Consider the following 18,826-nt stretch of genomic DNA (forward strand, 5'->3'; position numbering starts at 1 on the left):
GAGGCATGGCAGTGAAGCGCCTGTGCGGTACGGCAGTTGGGCTGGCGGGTGCGCTGCTCCTGGCCGGCCTTACCGCCTGCGACATCCAGGACCCCGCCTCGGACGAGCCGTCGAAACCCTTCCTCACCGTCCCCGAGCTCTACTACCTGCGCCCCTACGGCGACCGGACCGGCACGCCGGACAAGACGCCGTACGCCGTGCGGGCCGGGGACAAGGGCAAACCCGGCATCCGTCGGCTGACCGCGGACGTGGCGCCCGACGGGCGGGACACGGTCCGGCTGAAGAAGTCCGGTGCCTGCGAAGGCGATTCGGCGCACCTGGTCTGCGAGGTCGGCCGCGACTACAGCAACTGGGCGGACACCGCCCGCGCCGAGCCCTCCGTGGTCAAGGGCGCCAGGGCCGGTGACACGGCCGTCATCCGCTACACGTACACCACCCACGACGGCAGGAAACTCACCGCACGGACCCGGTTCGTGGTGGGCGAGCCGGTCGTCGAGGCGGTGACGCCCGCGTACCGCAAGGGCCTGCTGCGGCCCGGCTCCGAGCTGACCGCCCCCTTCCTCGTGCGCAACACCGGCGAAGTCCCCGTCAAGGGCCTCGGGTTCGCGATGATCGCCGACGGGACGGACTTCGAGGAGCGCTACGGCAACTGCCGTTATCCGGAGCTCCAGAAGGGCCATCTGGCCGTGTGCGAGCTGCCGGACGTGACGATCGAACCGGGGGAGACCGTCGCAGTCCGCCCCGACCTGCGACTGCGCGTCCCCAAGACGGTGATCTACCCCTCCTACGGCCGCGATGTCTGGGCCCTCGACATGGGACCGGGCGAACACGACAGCTACAGCGAGGGCGGCGACCTCGGCGACGGCCCCGACCTGACCGCTCAACCCGCGGACGCCGAAGGGCAGTTCGTCCCGGGCGGCGGAGTGACGAACCTCGTCGTCGACACCCACGCGGACTACCGGGTCTCCGCCGTCGAGCTGCGCGGCGCCCCCGGCACCCACCGCACCTTCCGCATCGAGGTCCACAACGACGGCCCCGCCGCCACACCCACCACGACCGAGCTGATCTTCGACCCGCCCCTCGGCCTGAAGGTGCTGAAACAGCCGATGGAGGAGTACGACGACGACCTGTACCGGCCCTACTGCGAGAACAACGGCTACACCTACACCTGCCAGGTCCTCGGCCTGGAACCCGGCCAGACCCGCACCTTCGAGTTCACGGCCGAACTCGGCGACCCGGGCCGGGGCACCCTGTCCCTCCTGGACTCCCCGCACCGCGCCCCCTGGACCGAGGGCCGCCGCGACCCCAACCCGAAGAACGACGAGGCGACGATCAGGGTCGTGCCGTAGGCCTAACGGCCCAGCACCACCGTCCCCGACGAGCAGAACCAGCCTCCCGTCCCCGACGCCACCGCCAGCTCCGGTAGGGAGCCGTCCCGGCGGCGCACCTGCCGTGCCCCCGTCTCCCCCCGCAGCTGGCGTACGGCCTCCACGAGCAGGAACAGGCCGCGCATGCCCGGGTGTTGGGCCGACAGTCCGCCCCCGTCGGTGTTGACCGGCAGATCCCCGCCCTCCACCAGCAACCGCCCCTTCTCCACGAAGGAACCACCCTCGCCCTTGGCGCAGAAGCCGAGATCCTCCAGGGTCACCAGGGTCATATAGGTGAACGCGTCGTAGATCTGGGCGAGTTCGATGTCGGAGGGCCTAACTCCGGCCCGCTCGAAGGCGAGGCGGCCGCTCACCGCCGCCGGGGAGACCGTGAAGTCCGGCCACTCCGACATCGTGACGTGGGAGACGTGCTCGCCGGTGCCGAGAATCCAGACGGGGGTCGAGCGGCTGTCTTGTACGTACTCCTCGGCCGCCAGCAGCACCGCCGCGCCGCCGTCGGAGCGGATGCAGCAGTGCAGCTTGGTGAAGGGGTCCGCGATCATCGGGCCGGACAGGACGTCGTCCACGGTGATCGGGTCGCGGAACATCGCCTCCGGGTTCAGCGCCGCGTTCGCCCGCGCCTGCACGGCGACGGAGGCCAACTGCTCGATCGTCGTGCCGTGTTCGAGCATGTGCCGCCGCGCTGCCATCGCGTACTTCGCGATCAGCGTATGGCCGTACGGCACCTCGAACTGGAGCGGGCCGCGGGCGCCGAAGGAGAGGTTGCCGGTGCGCCGGCCCGCCCTGATGTCGGCGCGGGCCGTGGAGCCGTAGACGAGGAGCACCGCGTTGGCGTGGCCCGCGGCGATCGCGTCGGCCGCGTGCGCCGCCATGACCTCCCAGGTGGAACCGCCGACGGAGGTCGAGTCGACCCAACTCGGGCGCAGGCCCAGGTACTCGGCGACCTCGGCGGGGGCGAGCGTGCCGGTGCCGGCCGAGGCCAGGCCGTCGACGAGCGCGCGGTCCAGGCCGGAGTCGGCGAGCGCCCCGCGGGCCGCCTGGGCGTGCAGCGCGTAGGGCGTCGCGTCGTCCACCCGGCCACACTCGGACAGGGCCACGCCCACGACGGCGACCTTGCGACGTGGAGTCATCCGGTGCGGCCTTCCTCTGGGCAACTCGTGCGCGGACTCCTAATATGACGGACCGTCAGATCAGGAGGGAAGGGTCATGGACGTCACCTTCACACCCGAGCAGGACGAGATCCGCCGGACCCTCCGGGAGGTACTGGGGGAGCGGTGCGGGGCGTCCGAGGTACGGGCGGCGGTGGACACGGCGGACGGCTACGACTCCGGCCTGTGGACCGTCCTCGCGGGGGACCTGGGCCTGCCGGGCCTGGCGATCCCTACCACGTACGGCGGCGTCGGCTGCTCGACGACCGAACTGGCCCTCGCCTGCGAGGAGACGGGCCGCACCCTGGCCCCGACTCCCCTGGTGGCCACGGCGGCGCTGGCCGCTCCACTGGTGCTGGCGCTGGGAACGGAGGAGCAGCGGGCGCGGCTGCTGCCCCGCATGGCCTCCGGCGAACTGACCGCCACCCTCGCGGTCCCGCCGGGTGTGGCTCTGGGTCTGACCTGCACCAATGCGGGCGACTGGTCGGGTGGTGGCCGTTCTGGCGGAGTCCAGGCAAAACCCCTTAGGGGCGCGGGGAACTGCGCGACCAGCCCCCACGAACCCGCAGCCAAATGGTCCCTGTACGGCCAGATCGATCAGGTCCTGGACGGCCACAGCGCCAACGTCCTGATCGTCGCCGCACACACGGGCGGCTTCGCCCGCTCACGAACCCTTCTCTTCCTGGTCGACGGAGAAGCGTCCGGCCTCACCCGCACCCGCCTCACCTCCCTGGACGCCACCCGCCCCCAGGCCAGGCTCCAACTACGGGACGTACCCGCCGAGTTGCTCGGCTCGGATGACAAAGACATCCTCACCGCCCTCACCCGCACCGGCGACGGCCTCGCCACCGTCCTCTCCTGCGAAGCAGTAGGCGCAGCCGACAACGCCCTGGAGCGAACCGTCGAATACGTCAAGCAACGGGAACAGTTCGGCCGCGCGATCGGCTCCTTCCAAGCGGTCAAACACCGCCTGGCCGACGTCTACGTCCAACTCCAAGCGGCCCGCTCAGCCGCCTACTACGCCGCCTGGGCCACCGCACACGACGAACGGGTCGGCGGCCTCGCCCTCGCCCAAGCCCTCGAAGCCCTCCGCACCGCAGCCGCGGAAGGCATCCAACTGCACGGCGGCATCGGCTTCACCTGGGAGCACGAAGCCCATCTGTACTTCAAGCGCGCCGCCGGGGACGACCTGCTCTTCGGCCCGGTGCACCGGCTGCGGGCACACGCCGCCGAGACGGCACGGCTCTTCGAGAACGCGGAGGTCACGGTGTGATCGGCGAACGGATTGTCCAGAAGGTGTCCTCCACGCGCGGCTTCGCCAGGGTCGCGCCCCATGTCATCCCGGCCGTGGACCGGGCCCTGCACCGGGTCAGCCGGGGCAGGTTCCTGCTCAGTGCCCAGATGCTGCCGGGCCTGATCCTCACGGCCACCGGCGCGAAGAGCGGACTGCCCCGCCGAACCCCGCTCGCGTGCATGCCCGAGGAACCCGGCCGCACCTGGATCCTCATCGGCTCCAACTTCGGCCGCGACGGCCATCCGGCCTGGACCGCCAACCTCCTCGCCCACCCCGAGGCCTCGGTCAGCTGGAAGGGACGGGACATCGACGTCACCGCGACCCTGCTGACGGGGGAGGAGCGGGCGGCGGTATGGAAGACCGCGCTCACGTTCTGGCCGCCGTACGCCACCTATCAGGCGCGGGTGGAGCGTGAGATACGGCTCTTCAGGATCGTACGAAAAGAGATACGTAAAGAAGGAACGCACGACGGGCGGCCGTCCACCGATGTGAACGACCGCCCGCCAGACAGGACTTGAAAGGGCCGTTACTTCGTCGGCTTCTTGCCCGTCACGCCCAGGTGCACCAACAGCGCCAGATTCGGCTTGAGTTCAGCCTGCTTGACGCCCCACGTCTGGAAGCCCTTCTGGTGCGAGGCCACCGCCGCGAGCATCGCGACGATCGAACCCGCCACCGCGGCCGGGTTCACGTCCTTGTCGACCTTGCCCTTGTTCTGGAGCTCGGTCACCGCGTCCGCCAGGGAGTTGTTCACGGAGTTCAGGATCTTCATACGGATCTTGTAGAACCGTTTGTCTCCCTCGGCGGCACCGAGGTCGACGACCCTGAGGATCGCGTCGTTCTTGCGCCAGAACTCGAGGAAACCGTCCACGAGTTCCTGCGCGGTCTGCCATCCGGCCTTGCCGACCCAGGAGCGGCCTTCCAGCAGTGCCGTCAACTGGCCGCCCTCGGTGGCCATTTGCTCGGCGATCTCCAGGACGGCGCCCTCGACGTCCGGGAAGTACTGGTAGAAGGTCGCGGGTGAAGTGCCCGCCTTCCGGGCGACATCGATGACTTTGACGTCCCGGTAGGGGGAGGAGCTGAGCATCTCGCTGAGGCAGTCGAGCAGCTTCTGCCGGGTCGCCTGCCCACGCCGACCGGCCACACGGCCGTCGACGGTACGCACTTGTCCTGTCATGCCGTCAGCTTACCGAGGGGTGATCGGAGCGCGATTCGGCCGACTGCAAATGGGGTGCACGGGGCGAGGGCCTGTCGTCAGATTCCCGCCTGCCCCGCGACGCCTGGCACGCACTCCCCCAGAGGGGGGACCCCCAGCCGCGTTGCCGAACCGCCCACGTGACTCCTCCCCCACGCTCGAACGACCTCGCGCGGGGGGACCCCCATCGCGGGCGCTCCGGCGCCTTGCGATCGCACGCACCAGACGCCGCGGGGCCCGCCCTCCGGGCGGACGACGGGAATCTGACGACAGGCCCTGGGGGCGGGTGCGCCTGGTCTGCGCGTTGCGCGCGGCGCCGTTACTTTGGCGACATGGCCGAAAACAGGGCATCGGTGTACGGAGAGGGCGTTCCCTGCTGGGTGGACGCGCAGCTCCCGGACGTGGCCGCGGGCAGGCGGTTCTACGGTGAGCTCTTCGGGTGGACCTTCGAGGACGCCCAGGACGGGTCCTCGTGGGCCCGGCTCGGCGGCGAGCCGGTCGCCGGGCTCGCCCGCAAGGCGGACGGCCGGCTGCCCACCGTATGGACGGTGTACTTCGCCACCCCGGACATCGAGGGCCTCGCCGACCGGGTCTGGGCGGCCGGCGGCCAGGTCGTCACCGCGCCCATGCCGGTCGCCGATCTCGGCACGTCCGCGCTGGTCACCGACCCGGAAGGGGCCGTCTTCGCGCTCTGGGAGCCCGGCCGCCACCCCGGTTTCGGCAGGCGCCACGAGCCCGGCACGTTCGCCTGGGCCGAGCTGTACACCCGGGACACCGAGGCCGCGAACACCTTCTACGGCGGGCTCTTCCACGAGGCCCTCTTCGGGCCCGACGCCCGCCCCGACTTCGGCCGTGCCCCCGTCTCCGACGTCTTCCCCGCCGAGATGCCGCCCCACTTCCTGGTCCATTTCGGCGTCGAGGACTGCGAGGCCGCGCTGGGGGCGGTGAGCCGGCTGGGCGGCCGGATCCAGGCTCCGCCATTCGAGACGTCGTACGGAAAAGTGGCTGTCGTCACCGACAATCAAGGGGCGTCTTTCGCGGTACTCCAGCGCTGACCGGTCGTTCTCTGTCCTGGAATGAACAGAAAATCCCGGTTTGGGGCTGGGTTCGCCACCAGCGCTTCGGCCAGGAAGAATCAGGGTGCGTGCCGCCATGGCGGTGCGGTGGTGAGACGCTGCACGGGGTCGCGTACACAGGTAAGGGTCGGGGCCCGTACGGGGAGGTGGCAGGACACGTGGTGGATCAGCTGACGCAGCACGATCCGCGCAGGATCGGGCCGTTCGAGGTGCTGGGACGGCTGGGTGCCGGCGGCATGGGGCTGGTCTATCTCGCGCGCTCGGCGTCCGGCCGGCGCGTGGCGATCAAGACGGTGCGCACCGAGCTCGCCGAGGACCAGCTCTTCCGGGTCCGCTTCACCCGTGAGGTGGAGGCGGCCCGGGCGGTCTCCGGCTTCTACACGGCGGCCGTCGTCGACGCCGACCCGCGCGCGGCCGTGCCGTGGCTGGCCACGGCGTACGTCCCCGCGCCCTCCCTCGAAGAGATAGTGAACGACTGCGGGCCGCTCCCGGCCCAGGCGGTGCGCTGGCTCGCGGCGGGCGTCGCCGAGGCCCTCCAGTCCATCCACGGCGCCGGACTGGTCCACCGCGACCTCAAGCCCTCCAACGTCCTCGTCGTGGAGGACGGCCCCCGGGTGATCGACTTCGGCATCGCGTCCGGCGTCTCGAACACCCGTTTGACGATGACGAACGTGGCGGTCGGCACACCCGCCTACATGTCCCCCGAGCAGGCCAAGGACTCCCGCAGCGTCACCGGCGCCAGCGACGTCTTCTCGCTCGGCTCCATGCTGGTCTTCGCCGCCACCGGCCACCCGCCCTTCCACGGCGCCAACCCCGTCGAAACCGTCTTCATGCTGCTCCGCGAGGGCCCGGACCTGGAGGGCCTGCCGGACGAGCTGCGCCCGCTCATCGAGTCCTGCATGCAGATGGAGGCCACCGCCCGGCCCAACCCGGCCGACCTCCAGTCCCAGCTCGCCCCGCACCTCTTCGGCTCCGGCTCCGACGACAGCGGTACGGCGTCGGCCTGGCTGCCCGAGAAGGCCGTGGCGCTCATCGAGTCCCGGCGCGGGGGCCGCCCGGCACCCGTGGCCACCCAGGCCGCCCGCAGCGGCGGCGGCCGCACCCCGCAGCTGCCGCCCCCGCCCTCCCACGACCCGGTCGTCCCCGTGCCGGTCGGCGCCCCCGACACCGGCCCGGTCCGCATCGACGGCGGCCAGGTCCCGATCGGGCCCGGGCCGCGCGTCGCCGACGTCCGCGCCGCCGCCGTGAAGGCGCCGCCGCCGGAGGCCGGCCTGGTCGCCTCCTGGTCCCGGCCGCGCCCCGGCGTCAACGGCACCGAGCCCGCCGTAGGACCGGCTGTTCCGGCCGCCCCGCCCGCGCCGCCGGAGACCGCGGCCGGCTGGCGACCCTGGCGTTTCCGCATGTCGAACGACGTGTGGGGCACTCCGTCCGTCGCCGGGGACCTCGTCTACGTCACCTCCTTCGAGGTGCACGCCCTGGACGTGGCCACCGGTCGCCGCCGCTTCAAGACGCGGGACGTGGCCTGGTCGATGGCGGTCGCGGACGGCCGTATCCACGCCTCAGACGGCCCCACCCTCTTCGCCCTCGACGCCCGCGAGGGCGCCGACCAGTGGCGGCTGAACACCGACGCCTGGGTGTACTCCCTCAAGGCCGGCCGCGGCACCGTCGTCACCGGCACCCGGGGTGGCGGCGTCCAGGGCTGGGAGGCCTCCAACGGCCAGAAACTCTGGGAGCTGGCCGGCTGCCAGACCGACTTCGAGGCCCCCGAGGCGGGCCCCGACCTCCACGACGGCACGGTCTACGTCTGGCAGGACGCGCGGCTGCGCGCCCTGGACGCCCGTACCGGCGACGAGCGCTGGTCGTACCCCATCGGCGACGCCGCCTCCTGCGGCGGGGTGCCGGTGCGGATCGCGCACGCGCACGACGGGTTCGTGTACGTCTCCGCGGGCACGCGCGTGCTCGCCATCGACGTGGTGAGCGGGCATGTGCGCTGGCACTTCGAGGCCCCGGCGGTGTTCCTCTCGCCGCCGACCTTCGTGCCGGGCCCCGCGGTGGCCGGCGGCGGCGTGTACCTCGCGGACTACCTCGGCACGGTCTACGCCCTGGACGCGACGGACGGCCGCGACCGCTGGCGCATCGCCACAGAAGCCCGTGCGTCGGTCGAGCCGGTGCTGGTCGCCGGGGGGCATGTGCACGTGGGCAGCGGCAAGGGCCTCTACACCCTCGACGCGGTCACCGGGACGCCGAAGTGGCGCTTCCAGGCGGGCGGCGACATCGTGGGCGCCCCCGCGGTGGCCGACGGCCGGATCCACTTCGGCTCCACGGACCACCTCCTCTACACCCTGAAGGCCGACGACGGCCGCCTGCGCTGGAAGCTCGCGACGGGCGGCGAGATCACCGGCTCGCCGGTGGTGAAGGACGGCGTGGTGTACGCGTGCAGCAAGGACCGCTGCGTGTACGCCCTGGACGCGGAGAAGGGGACGGGGACGGCGCGGACGACCTGAGGGGCCGACGGAAGGCGATTCCCGCCGTGGGCTATGTTCCCGGCATGAACGACACCGAAGTCGCCTCGCTCCTGGCCGGATGCGCGAACTCCCCGTATCCCGGGAAGTGGCAGGACGCCCCCTTCGTCGAACGCACGGTCGACGGTGTGCGCCACGCCCTGGTCGCGGTCGACCCGGGGCTGAGCGCGCTCGCCCTGCGGCGGGACGACGGCTCCCTGTGGTACCTGCCGGAGGACGACGCCCCGCACCTGGTGAACTCCGGCGTCGAGGCGTTCGCCGCCTTCGCCCGCGCCTACGAGCAGGCCGCCGCCGAGGCCGAGGCCTACGAGGGCCCCGGTGACGGCCTGGACGAGGACGAGGCCGCGGACCTCGCCGAAGAGGCCGCCGACGAACTCACCGAAGCGCTCCTGGAACGCTTCGGGAACCTCGACGCCGCGGCCGTCACCGACGAGAACTCCTTCTGGCACACCGCGGCCGAGGAACTCGGCTACGGCATGAGCGCGTGACGACATGATGTGCGTCATGGGGGAGACGCGCCCTACCGCCCCCGCAACTCCCCCTTCACCACCTTCCCGCTGGCGTTCCGTGGCAGCTCCCGTACGAACTCCACCGCCCTCGGCACCTTGTAGTTGGCCATCTCGCGGCGGGACCAGGCGATGAGGTCGTCGGCGGTGGTGACGGAGTCCGGGTGGCGGACCACGTACGCCTTGCCCACCTCGCCGAGGCGGGGGTCCGGGACGCCGATGACGGCCACGTCGGCCACCGCCGGGTGCAGGCCCAGGAGTTGCTCGATCTCCGCCGGGTACGCGTTGAAGCCGCCGACGACGAACATGTCCTTGATGCGGTCGGTGATCCGGAGGTTGCCCGCCGCGTCCAGCACGCCCACGTCCCCCGTGTGCAGCCAGCCCTCCGCGTCCAGGACCTCGGCGGTCGCGGCCTCGTCCTCGTAGTAGCCGCCCATCACGTTGAAGCCCCGGACCAGGACCTCGCCGGGCTGCCCGGTGGGTGCTTCGACCCCGGTGGGCGCTTCGACCCGCACCTCCGTCCCCGGTATCGCCCGCCCCGATGTCGAGGCGATCACCGCCGGCTCGTCGCCGCGCCGGCACATCGTCACGATGCCGCTCGCCTCGGACAGCCCGTACGCCGTCAGGACCGTCTCCACGCCCAACTCGCCCCGCAGCCGCTCCACCAGCCGCAACGGCACCACCGCCGCCCCCGTCACCACCAGCCGCAGCGCGGAGAGGTCGTGGGTGTCCCGGGCCGGGTGGTCGAGCAGCGACTGGTGCAGCGTCGGCGGCCCCGGCAGCACCGACACCCGCTCCGCCGCGATGTTCGCCAGCGCCGTCTCCACGTCGAAGACCGGCTGCGGGATCATCGTCGCCCCGCGCATCAGACAGGCGATCACGCCCGCCTTGTAACCGAAGGTGTGGAAGAAGGGGTTGACGATCAGATAGCGGTCGCCCTGCCTCAACCCCGCGAGTTCGCACCACACTTCGTACGCCCGCAAGGTCTGCGCATGCGTGATCACGGCCCCCTTGGGCCGCCCCGTCGTACCGGAGGTGAAGACGATGTCCGAGGGCCAGGAGCCGTCAACTGCCGAGGTCCTGGCCCGCACTTCAGAGGCATCGACCCCGTCCCCGCTCGCCAGGAAGTCCTTCCAGGTGCGGTAGTCGGCGGGCGCGTCATCGGAGAGGACGACCACCTGCTCCAGCTCCGGCAGCCCGGGCCCGTCCGCGACCGCCCGCCGCAGCGAGGCCACGTACGACGTACCGAGGAACGTGCCGGTCACGAACAGCAGTCGGGCCCCGCTGCGGCGCAGCACGTACACCGTCTCGGCGCCCTTGAAGCGGGTGTTGATCGGGACGAGCACCGCCCCGGCCGACACCGCGCCGAGCGCGCAGACCATCCAGTCCAGGGAGTTGGGCGCCCAGATGCCCACCCGGTCGCCCGGCCGCACGCCGTTCGCGAGACAGGCGGCCGCCGCGCGTTCGACGCGGGCGCCCAGTTCGGCGTACGAGATCCGGGTACGGCCCTCCACCACGGCCTCGACGTCCGCGTACCGCTCGGCCGCGGACCGGACCAGTCCCGGAATGCTCCCCCACTCCACGTCACCGCGCATCGCATGCCTCCAGATCCCCGGAGCGATCCCGTAGCTGACTACCCGTCAGATTAGCTGTACCCTGACGCCCTGTCAGCAGCCCTTCAGCAGCGTGGAGGCGTGCACATGGCCGGGATCAAGAACGCCACCGCCGTCGTCGGGATCGGCCGGACCCCCTTCGCCAAGCACCTCCCCGAGGACGAACGCACCCTCGCCTGCCGGGCGGTCCTGGCCGCCCTCGACGACGCCGGGATCGCCCCCGGCGAGGTCGACGCGCTCGCCTCCTACACGATGGAGGAGACCGACGAGGTGGAGCTGGCGAAGGCGGTCGGCCTCGGCGACCTGACCTTCTTCAGCAAGGTCGGCTTCGGCGGCGGCGGTTCGTGCGCCACGGTCGCCCATCTCGTCGCCGCGATAGCGAGTGGCCAGGCCACCGTCGGTGTCGCCTGGCGCTCCCGCAAACGCGGCTCCGGACCGCGCCCCTGGACCAACACCACCGTCCAACTCCCCACCCCCGCCCAGTGGACGAGACCCTTCGGACTGCTCCGCCCCGCCGACGAGATCGCCCTGCTCACCCGCCGCTACATGCACGAGTACGGCGTGACCCGCGACCACCTCTTCAACGTCGCCCTCGCCTGCCGCAACCGCGCCAACCAGAACCCGGCCGCGGTGATGTACGAGCGCCCCCTGACCCGCGAGATGTACATGAACGCCCGCTGGATCAGCGAACCGCTCTGCCTCTTCGACAACTGCCTGGAGACGGACGGGGCGTTGGCGTGCGTGGTCGTCTCCGCCGAGCGCGCCCGCGACTGCGCCAAACGGCCCGTCTACGTCCACTCCGCCGCCCAGGGCCTGCCCGCCCAGCATCACGGCATGGTCAACTACTGGAACGACGACCCGCTCACCGGACCGGCCTGGACCGCAGCCCGACACCTGTGGAAACACGCCGACTTCACCCCGCAGGACGTCGATGTGGCCCAGATCTACGACGCGTTCACCTCCCTCGTCCCGCTCTCCCTGGAGGGCTACGGCTTCTGCGGACGCGGTGAGGGCGGCGCGTTCACCGAACAGGGATCCCTGGAGATCGGCGGCCGGCTGCCGCTCAACACCTCGGGCGGCGGCCTGTCCGAGGCGTACGTGCACGGCTTCAACCTGATCCACGAAGGGGTGCAGCAGCTGCGCGGGACCAGCACCGCCCAGGTCCCGGGCGCCGCCACCTGCCTCGTCACCGCCGGCGAGGGCGTCCCCACCTCCGCGCTGCTGCTGACGAACAGGAGCTGACATGCTCGACCCCGTCGTCGACGACACCGGTGCCCCCTTCTGGGGCTACGCGGCCCAGGGCGAACTCCGCGTCCAGTCCTGCGCAGACTGCGGCGAACTCCGCTTCCCGCCCCGCCCCTGCTGCCCGCACTGCCAGTCCTTCACGAGCGAGTGGCGGCTCATGTCGGGCCACGGCAGGATCTGGTCCTACGTCGTCCCCCACCCCCCGCTCCTGCCGGACTACGCGGCCCAGGCCCCGTACAACGTCGTACTCGTCGAGCTGGAGGAGGCCCCCCGCATCCGCCTGGTCGGCAACCTGGTCACCGCCCCGGGCGCCCCCCTCAACTCCCTTGATCCGCACCGGATCCGCATCGGCGCGAAGGTCCACGCGGTGTTCGCCGAGGGTCTCCCGCAGTGGGTGCTGTCGTGAAGACGCTGGGCGTGGCGGCCGACAAGGACACCGGAGTAGCCGTCGTCACCCTCGACCGCCCGCACCGCCTCAACGCCATCGACCTCACGATGCGGGACGAACTCATCGAGACCTGGCGGGAGTTGCGGTTCGACACCACCGTACGGGCGATCGTGCTGACCGGAGCGGGGGACCGGGCCTTCTGCACGGGCCTGGACCGTGACGCGGAGGTCCCGCAGCCCGAGTCGCCGTACATGGCGGACGACCCGCTCCTGCACGTGGGCCCGAAATCCAACGACCTGTGGAAACCGGTGATTTCGGCCGTGCGCGGGATGGCCTGCGGCGGAGCCTTCTATCTGCTGGGCGAGAGCGACTTCCTGGTAGCCGACACCACCGCCTCCTTCTTCGACCCGCACACCACGTACGGGATGGTCAGCGCGTACGAGTCGGTCCTCATGGCGCTGTCGATGCCGCACGGCGAGGCGGCCCGCATGGCCCTGACGGGATCCGCCGAACGCCTCTCCGCCGAACGCGCCCACTCCATCGGCCTGGTCACCGAACTCACCGAGCCGGGTGGTGCGTTGGCGGCCGCAATCGCCGTGGCCTCGGTGATCGCGGGGCATCCGCCGGAGGGTGTGCAGGGCACGGTCCGCGCGCTCTGGGCCGCCAAGGAGGCAGCCCTGAGGCAGGGTTTCGCGCAGGCCCCCCACCTGGTCTCCCTCGGAAACCTCCCCCTGGACCGCCAGGCGGACCTGTTCCACGCCCGCCGGCCCGGCTTCAGATTGCGTTAGCAACGTAGATGCCCCATGCAGACGTAAGCTCGCCCCATGGTTCAACACCGCACGCTCGACGTGAACGGCATACGGCTGCACATCGCGGAGGAGGGCGAGGGGCCGCTCGTCGTCCTGCTGCACGGCTTTCCGGAGTCCTGGCACTCCTGGCGCCACCAGTTCGCCCCGCTCGCCGCGGCCGGCTTCCGGGTGGTCGCCCCCGACCAGCGCGGATACGGCGCGAGCGACCACCCCGAGGACGTGTCGTCGTACTCGATCCTCCACCTCGTGGGCGATGTGATCGGCCTGATCCACGCGCTCGGCGAGCGGCAGGCGTACGTCGTCGGCCACGACTGGGGCGCGCCGGTGGCCTGGCACACCGCGCTGCTCCGCCCCGACGTGGTGCTCGGGGTGGCGGGCCTGAGCGTGCCACCGCCGTTCCGCGGCGAGCGCCCGCCGCTGAAGGTGATGCAGGAACGGTTCGACGGCCACTTCTACTGGAACTACTTCAACCGACCGGGCGCCGCCGACGCGGAATTCGGCAAGGACCCGCGCGCGGCCCTGCGCAGGCTCCTGTACGGCGCCTCGGGCGACGCCCCGGGCGCGGGCCGGTACGAACAGGCCCTGGTCACCGACCTGAACCGCGGCTGGCTCGCGGACATGCCGACCCCGGCCACACTCCCGCCCTGGCTCACGGAAGAGGACCTCGACGAACTCACCGCGAGCTTCACGGGGGGCTTCACCGGCGCCCTGAACTGGTACCGCAACCTGGACCACAACTGGGAACTGACGGCGCCGTGGCACGACGCCCGCGTGACGACGCCCGCCCTCTACATCTACGGCGACCGAGACTTGGTCCCGGCGTTCCCGGGCACCCCGGACCTGATCGAGAAACTCCCACACCTGATGCCGAACCTGGTGGAGCCGCCGGTGCTCTTGAAGGGCTGCGGCCACTGGACCCAACAGGAGCGCCCGAAGGAGGTCAACGAGGCCCTGGTGGGGTTCCTGGCGTCGCTGCGGGGGCGTGGGTGATTGGTGCGGTTGTCCCGCTTGACGCCTCGCAAATCACCCAAATCGGACCCTCGCGCGGGACAACCGCACCAATCACCACCTCCCGGCCGCGCTCAAGGTGGCCAAGGTCGTGTGGATCTCACGCAGTATGCGGGCCGGGGCGTGGAAGACGTCCTCGGCGCTGAAGCGGAGCAAGGTGCGGATCTGTGGGCACTGGAGGATTTCGTTGAAGCGGGTCAGGTCGCGGCGGTGGGAGTCTCGGGTGCCGTGGTACGCGTAGCCCTCGATCTCCACGGCCAGGCCCTCCTTGCGGAACAGGAAGTCCAGGTAGCGGCGGTGGCCGGTGCGGGTGTGTACCTCGGCCTGGGTTTCCGGGTGGAGGCCGGCGTCGTGCATGTGGAGGCGGGCCATCGTCTCCGCGGGGGAGCCGGAGCCGCGGTCTGCGAGGCGGAGGTGGCGGCGTGCCCGGTCGGCGCCGAGGAGTGGGGGTTCCAGGGCTACGGCGAGGGCGGCCGGGGTGGTCAGTGGTGGGCGGCGTGTGCCGTCGACCCTGCGGTGGCCGAGCGCGGACTCCACGCTGACCAGGGCGTCGTCGCGAGGTCCGGCGCGCAGGAGGTCGGCGAGGGTGCGGGCGACGTCCGTGACGCGCAGGCCCTGCCGTACGGCGACGTCGGCCGCGTCGAGGGGGATGCGGTGCACCCGTACGCCGGGGGCGCGCGGGTGGGAGCGGAGGTCGGGGTCGGTGAGCTCGACCGGCGCGGCGGGATCGGCGTCGAGTGTCTCGATCTGCCAGAGCCGGGCGGCCGAACCGTGGCTCACGACGAGCCGGGGGTGCAGGAGTTGGGCCGCGCGCAGTCGTACGGCGGCGTCCACCGGCCGGCCGGGCTCGGCCCAGGCCCCGTGTCTGATCCGGGTCCAGGACTCGGCGGTCAGGCGTCGGGACAGGGCGCTGCGGGACCAGCCGGATGCCAGTGCCCGTGAGGTGAGCAGCACGCCCTGGTCGACGAGCGGTCCCAGGTCCCCCCTGTGTTCCATGCCGGTCAGTGTCCCGGAGGAGCGGGACGGGACCCTCGTACCTGTGGAAAACCCGGCGCTCCCCGGACACACGTCGGCCGCGGCAGGTCCCCCTCCGCTCTGCCGCGGCCGTCCCCCGTGCGTGGCGGTGCCGTCAGGCCGTCTCGTCCGTGACGTGGATGTCCTGGGCGGTGACCGGCTCGTCGGTGACGTGGATGTCGCCGTTGGTGGTGGCCTCGCCGTCGGTGGCCTTGACCTTCGCCGCCACGGCCGTCGGCTCGTCGGTGACGTGGATGTCGGTGGGCTTGGCGGTCGACTCGTTGCTCATGGTGCTTCTCCCCTGTGTGGTGTGGCAGTGCGGTGCATGGACGGCGGGGCCCGCCCGGTCACTCCCCCGAGGACAACCGGACGGGCCGTAGGCCGCTCATCCTCGTGTTCCGATGCGCGGCCCTCCGTGTCGACCCGTCTGCCCCCCGACGCGACGGATTGACCAGTTACAGAATGTACGGCCGGGATAAACGAATGATGAACGCGGGGGCCGACCCCTTCCGGGCTGGTCAGGCGGCCTGGACCGGGGTCAGGAGGGCGCGTACCGTCGTCGCCTCCGGGGAGCCCAGGTCCTCGTAGATGTGCATGGCCTCCTCCCAGCAGACCCGCGCGCGGCCGGTGTGGCCGACGCCGGTGAGGGCGTGGCCGAGGACCGTCAGGACGTTGCCGCGCCGCCACTCGCCGCCGATCCCGCGCAGTACGGTCAGGGCCATCTCGGCGTTCGCGGCGGCCTGGGCGTAGCGTCGCCCGGCGATGTCGACCTCGGCCAGCCGGAAGAGGGTCATGCCCTCCCACAGCCGCTGCCGGCTGTCGCGGAAGACCTCCAGCGCCTCCAGGAGCCGGTCCGCCGCGGAGTCGAGCCGTCCGCTCTGGGTGAGGGCCATCCCGAGGGCGTACCGCCCGTTGGCACCGCGCATGGAGTTGCCCATGGCGTCGTAGATCTCCATGCCCTCCTGGGCCAGGCTGACCGCGCTGCGGACCCGGCCGGTGGCCAGGTGCTTGCGGGAGAGGTTGCACAGGGCGCTGGCCTCGCCCGCGCGGTCGCCCAGGATGCGGAAGTGCTCGATGGCCAGGCTGAGTTGTTCCTCGCCGTCCTCGGTGCGCCCCTGGTAGAGGGCGATGGCACCGCGGGCGTTGTGCGCCCAGCACACCGGCAGCAGGTCACCGGCCTGGTGCCCGAGGCGGATGACCTGCTCGGCCTCCTCGTCGGCCATCTCGAAGCGGCCGCCGTCGAGGTGCGCGTGGGCCAGGGTCAGCAGCGCCCGGGCCTGCACGCGCGGGTCGTCGACACCTCGGGCGGCCTCCCTCAGGGTGATCGCCGCGGCCTCGTACTCCTTGGAGTTGGCGCCGGACTCGGACAGGTCGACGGCCGCCCACAGGAAGTCGATGGCCCGCGCGAGGGTGTCGGGCCGGGCGGCGGACTGACGGGCGCAGGAGAGCAGGCAGTTGGCCTCGGAGTAGAGCCAGTCCCGGGCGGAGCCGCGGTCGGGGAAGGCGAGCCCCGGGTACTCCGGCGTGGCCAGGTGCTCCACCAGCCGGTCGCCGGGCCGCTCGATCGCGTACACCGCCGCCGCGGTCGCCAGGTAGAAGTCCAGCAGCCGGGACAGGGCCGCCGCGCGCTCGCCGGGCGGCCACTCGTCGCGTTCGGCGCAGGCACGCGCGTAGAGGCGTACGAGGTCGTGGAAGCGGTAGCGGCCGGGGGCGGCGGATTCCAGGAGCGAGGTGTCGACCAGGGACTCCAGGAGGTCCTCGGTCTCCTCCGCCGGCAGATCGAGTACGGCGGCTGCGGCGGCCAGCGAGATGTCCGGGCCGTCGGCGAGGCCCAGGAGCCTGAACGCCCGTGCCTGGGCGGGTTCCAGGGCGCCGTAGCCGAGCTCGAAGGTGGCCTTGACGGCGAGGTCGCCGGCCTGGAGTTCGTCGAGGCGGCGGCGTTCGTCGGCGAGCTTGGCCGCGAGCACGGAGACGGTCCAGGTGCGCCGGGCCGCTAGGCGCGAGGCGGCGATGCGGATCGCGAGCGGGAGGAAACCGCAGGCCCCTACGACGTCCAGCGCGGCCTCGCGCTCGGAGGCGACCCGCTCCACGCCGACGATCTTCGTGAAGAGCTGGAGCGCCTCCTCGGGGGACATCACGTCCAGGTCGACCAGGTGGGCCCCGGCGAGGTCGACCATGCGGACCCGGGAGGTCACCAGGGCCGCGCAGCCCTCCGTGCCGGGCAGCAGGGGCCGTATCTGGGCGGCGTCGCGGGCGTTGTCGAGCAGGACCAGGACCCGGCGGCCGTCGAGGACCGAGCGGTACAGGGCCGCGCGTTCCTCCAGGGTGTCCGGGATCGAGGAGTCGGCGGTGCCCAGGGCGCGCAGGAAGGCGCCGAGGACGGTCTCGGGTTCGGCGGCGCGGGCGCCGGCGCCCTGGAGGTCGACGTACAACTGGCCGTCGGGGAAGGCGGATCGGGCCTGGTGCGCGACGTGCACGGCGAGGGTGGTCTTGCCGACGCCGCCGATGCCGGCCACCGCGGAGACCGCCATCACCCGGCCCTCGGCCGAGGCGAGGACCTCGCCGAGCTCGGAGACGAAGGCGGCCCGTCCGGTGAAGTCGGAGACGGACGCGGGGAGTTGGGCGGGGCGGACGGGGAGGGCGGCGGGCTCGGCGACGGGGGAGGAGGGCTCGGCGAGGGCCGGGTCGGCCTGGAGGATGCGCTGCTGGAGTTCGCGCAGGCCCGTCCCCGGGTCCACGCCGAGTTCGTCGGCGAGCAGGCGGCGGGTGTCGGCGTAGACCGCGAGGGCCTCGGCCTGGCGGCCGCTGCGGTACAGGGCGAGCATCAGCAGTTCGCGCAGGCGCTCGCGGAGGGGGTGGGCCGCCGTGAGGGCGGTCAACTCCGAGACGGCTTCGGCATGGCAGCCCTGTTCCAGGTCCATGTCGAGGCGGGATTCGAGGAGTTGCAGCCGCCACTCCTCCAACCGGACCCGCTGGGCCTCGGCGTACGGGCCCGGTACGCCCGCCAGCACCTCGCCGTCCCACAGGGCGAGGGCGCGGCCGAGCAGGTCCCGGGCGTGGCACAGGTCCCCGGCGTTGCGCGCCTTCTCCGCCTCCGCCGCCAGCTCCTGGGCGGCCGCGAGGTCGAGTGCGTCCTCGTGCAGCCCGCGCACCGCGTAGCCGCCGGACTCACTGACCAGGACGCCGGGGTCGAGGATCTTGCGGAGCCGGGAGGCGTACGTGCGCAGGGCGGCCAGCGCCTGGGACGGGGGCTCCTCGCCCCACAGGGCGTCGATCAGCTCGGCGGCGGTCGCGGTACGGCCCTCGCGCAGCAGGAGGGCGGCGAGCAGGGCGCGTTGCTGGGGCGAGCCGGTGTTCAGCAGCTCCTCGCCGCGCCAGGCCCGCACCGGCCCGAGCACCCCGAAGCGAAGCCTGGCGCTCGACACGACAGCCCTGGACCTCGAGTCACCTCCGGATCCCCGGTCGGCCCTGGATCCTCGGTCGGCCCTGGATCCCCGGTCGGCCTCGGGCCCCCGGTCGGCCTCGGGCCCCCGGTCGGCCTCGGGCCCCCGGTCGGCCCTGGATCCCCGGTCGGCCTCGGGCCCCCGGTCGGCCCTGGATCCCCGGTCGGCCTCGGGCCCCCG

Annotated in this window: 16 protein-coding genes; 10 read left to right on the plus strand and 6 right to left on the minus strand. The window is 72.2% G+C overall.

The genetic code is table 11. The features are described 5' to 3' along the window. Window positions 1-5: 5 nt before the first annotated feature. Window positions 6-1,349: a hypothetical protein gene (locus ABZ896_RS19735; protein ID WP_360930218.1), complete on the plus strand. Its 1,344-nt coding sequence runs from the start codon at window positions 6-8 to the stop codon at window positions 1,347-1,349. 2 nt (window positions 1,350-1,351) lie between these two features. Here the strand turns inward: ABZ896_RS19735 and ABZ896_RS19740 are convergent, their stop codons facing one another. Further along, window positions 1,352-2,518 carry an acetyl-CoA acetyltransferase gene (locus ABZ896_RS19740; protein WP_360930221.1) on the minus strand — a complete coding sequence of 389 codons (1,167 nt, stop codon included), beginning with the start codon at window positions 2,516-2,518 and terminating at the stop codon, window positions 1,352-1,354. Window positions 2,519-2,594: 76 nt separating this feature from the next. On the opposite strand from ABZ896_RS19740, the gene ABZ896_RS19745 reads away from it, so the two are divergent. Both ABZ896_RS19745 and ABZ896_RS19750 read left to right on the plus strand, forming a co-directional pair. Beyond that, on the plus strand, window positions 2,595-3,809 hold the full coding sequence (locus ABZ896_RS19745; RefSeq protein ID WP_360930224.1) for an acyl-CoA dehydrogenase family protein: 1,215 nt from the start codon (window positions 2,595-2,597) through the stop codon (window positions 3,807-3,809). After that, complete coding sequence (locus ABZ896_RS19750; protein WP_360930227.1) at window positions 3,806-4,348, plus strand: nitroreductase family deazaflavin-dependent oxidoreductase; 543 nt, start codon at window positions 3,806-3,808, stop codon at window positions 4,346-4,348. The genes ABZ896_RS19745 and ABZ896_RS19750 overlap by 4 nt, the downstream gene beginning before the upstream one ends. A gap of 8 nt (window positions 4,349-4,356) precedes the next feature. Here the strand turns inward: ABZ896_RS19750 and ABZ896_RS19755 are convergent, their stop codons facing one another. Continuing rightward, window positions 4,357-4,992: a TetR family transcriptional regulator gene (locus ABZ896_RS19755; RefSeq protein WP_360930299.1), complete on the minus strand. Its 636-nt coding sequence runs from the start codon at window positions 4,990-4,992 to the stop codon at window positions 4,357-4,359. Window positions 4,993-5,354: 362 nt separating this feature from the next. Between ABZ896_RS19755 and ABZ896_RS19760 the strand changes: the two genes are divergently transcribed. From ABZ896_RS19760 to ABZ896_RS19770, 3 genes are all read left to right on the plus strand, one after another. Next, window positions 5,355-6,077 carry a VOC family protein gene (locus ABZ896_RS19760; protein ID WP_360930229.1) on the plus strand — a complete coding sequence of 241 codons (723 nt, stop codon included), beginning with the start codon at window positions 5,355-5,357 and terminating at the stop codon, window positions 6,075-6,077. Window positions 6,078-6,256: 179 nt separating this feature from the next. After that, window positions 6,257-8,602, plus strand: coding sequence for a PQQ-binding-like beta-propeller repeat protein (locus ABZ896_RS19765; RefSeq protein ID WP_360930232.1), 2,346 nt, complete (start codon window positions 6,257-6,259; stop codon window positions 8,600-8,602). Window positions 8,603-8,646: 44 nt separating this feature from the next. Beyond that, complete coding sequence (locus tag ABZ896_RS19770; protein ID WP_360930235.1) at window positions 8,647-9,108, plus strand: SUKH-4 family immunity protein; 462 nt, start codon at window positions 8,647-8,649, stop codon at window positions 9,106-9,108. Between the two features lie 32 nt (window positions 9,109-9,140). Here the strand turns inward: ABZ896_RS19770 and ABZ896_RS19775 are convergent, their stop codons facing one another. Next, complete coding sequence (locus tag ABZ896_RS19775) at window positions 9,141-10,721, minus strand: FadD3 family acyl-CoA ligase (protein ID WP_360930238.1); 1,581 nt, start codon at window positions 10,719-10,721, stop codon at window positions 9,141-9,143. Window positions 10,722-10,826: 105 nt separating this feature from the next. Between ABZ896_RS19775 and ABZ896_RS19780 the strand changes: the two genes are divergently transcribed. Genes ABZ896_RS19780 through ABZ896_RS19795 form a run of 4 tightly spaced genes read left to right on the plus strand, consistent with a single transcriptional unit; the run spans window position 10,827 to window position 14,171 of the window. Then, window positions 10,827-11,981 (plus strand): lipid-transfer protein, encoded by a 1,155-nt coding sequence (locus ABZ896_RS19780; protein WP_360930241.1) that lies wholly within the window; start codon window positions 10,827-10,829, stop codon window positions 11,979-11,981. A gap of 1 nt (window position 11,982) precedes the next feature. Further along, complete coding sequence (locus ABZ896_RS19785) at window positions 11,983-12,390, plus strand: OB-fold domain-containing protein (protein WP_360930243.1); 408 nt, start codon at window positions 11,983-11,985, stop codon at window positions 12,388-12,390. Then, complete coding sequence (locus ABZ896_RS19790; RefSeq protein WP_360930245.1) at window positions 12,375-13,160, plus strand: enoyl-CoA hydratase/isomerase family protein; 786 nt, start codon at window positions 12,375-12,377, stop codon at window positions 13,158-13,160. The genes ABZ896_RS19785 and ABZ896_RS19790 overlap by 16 nt, the downstream gene beginning before the upstream one ends. 36 nt (window positions 13,161-13,196) lie before the next feature. Then, window positions 13,197-14,171 carry an alpha/beta hydrolase gene (locus ABZ896_RS19795; protein WP_360930248.1) on the plus strand — a complete coding sequence of 325 codons (975 nt, stop codon included), beginning with the start codon at window positions 13,197-13,199 and terminating at the stop codon, window positions 14,169-14,171. Window positions 14,172-14,243: 72 nt separating this feature from the next. Here ABZ896_RS19795 and ABZ896_RS19800 read toward each other — a convergent pair whose 3' ends face one another. From ABZ896_RS19800 to ABZ896_RS19810, 3 genes are all read right to left on the minus strand, one after another. Further along, window positions 14,244-15,185: a hypothetical protein gene (locus ABZ896_RS19800; RefSeq protein WP_360930251.1), complete on the minus strand. Its 942-nt coding sequence runs from the start codon at window positions 15,183-15,185 to the stop codon at window positions 14,244-14,246. A 133-nt stretch (window positions 15,186-15,318) separates the two neighbouring features. Continuing rightward, window positions 15,319-15,492 carry a hypothetical protein gene (locus ABZ896_RS19805; protein WP_360930254.1) on the minus strand — a complete coding sequence of 58 codons (174 nt, stop codon included), beginning with the start codon at window positions 15,490-15,492 and terminating at the stop codon, window positions 15,319-15,321. A gap of 229 nt (window positions 15,493-15,721) precedes the next feature. Then, window positions 15,722-18,628, minus strand: a complete 2,907-nt coding sequence (locus ABZ896_RS19810) for a BTAD domain-containing putative transcriptional regulator (RefSeq protein ID WP_360930256.1) — start codon at window positions 18,626-18,628, stop codon at window positions 15,722-15,724. Between the last annotated feature and the right edge of the window lie 198 nt (window positions 18,629-18,826).

Origin of the sequence: Streptomyces sp. NPDC047072, assembly GCF_040643855.1 — a bacterium.
Classification (GTDB): domain Bacteria; phylum Actinomycetota; class Actinomycetes; order Streptomycetales; family Streptomycetaceae; genus Streptomyces.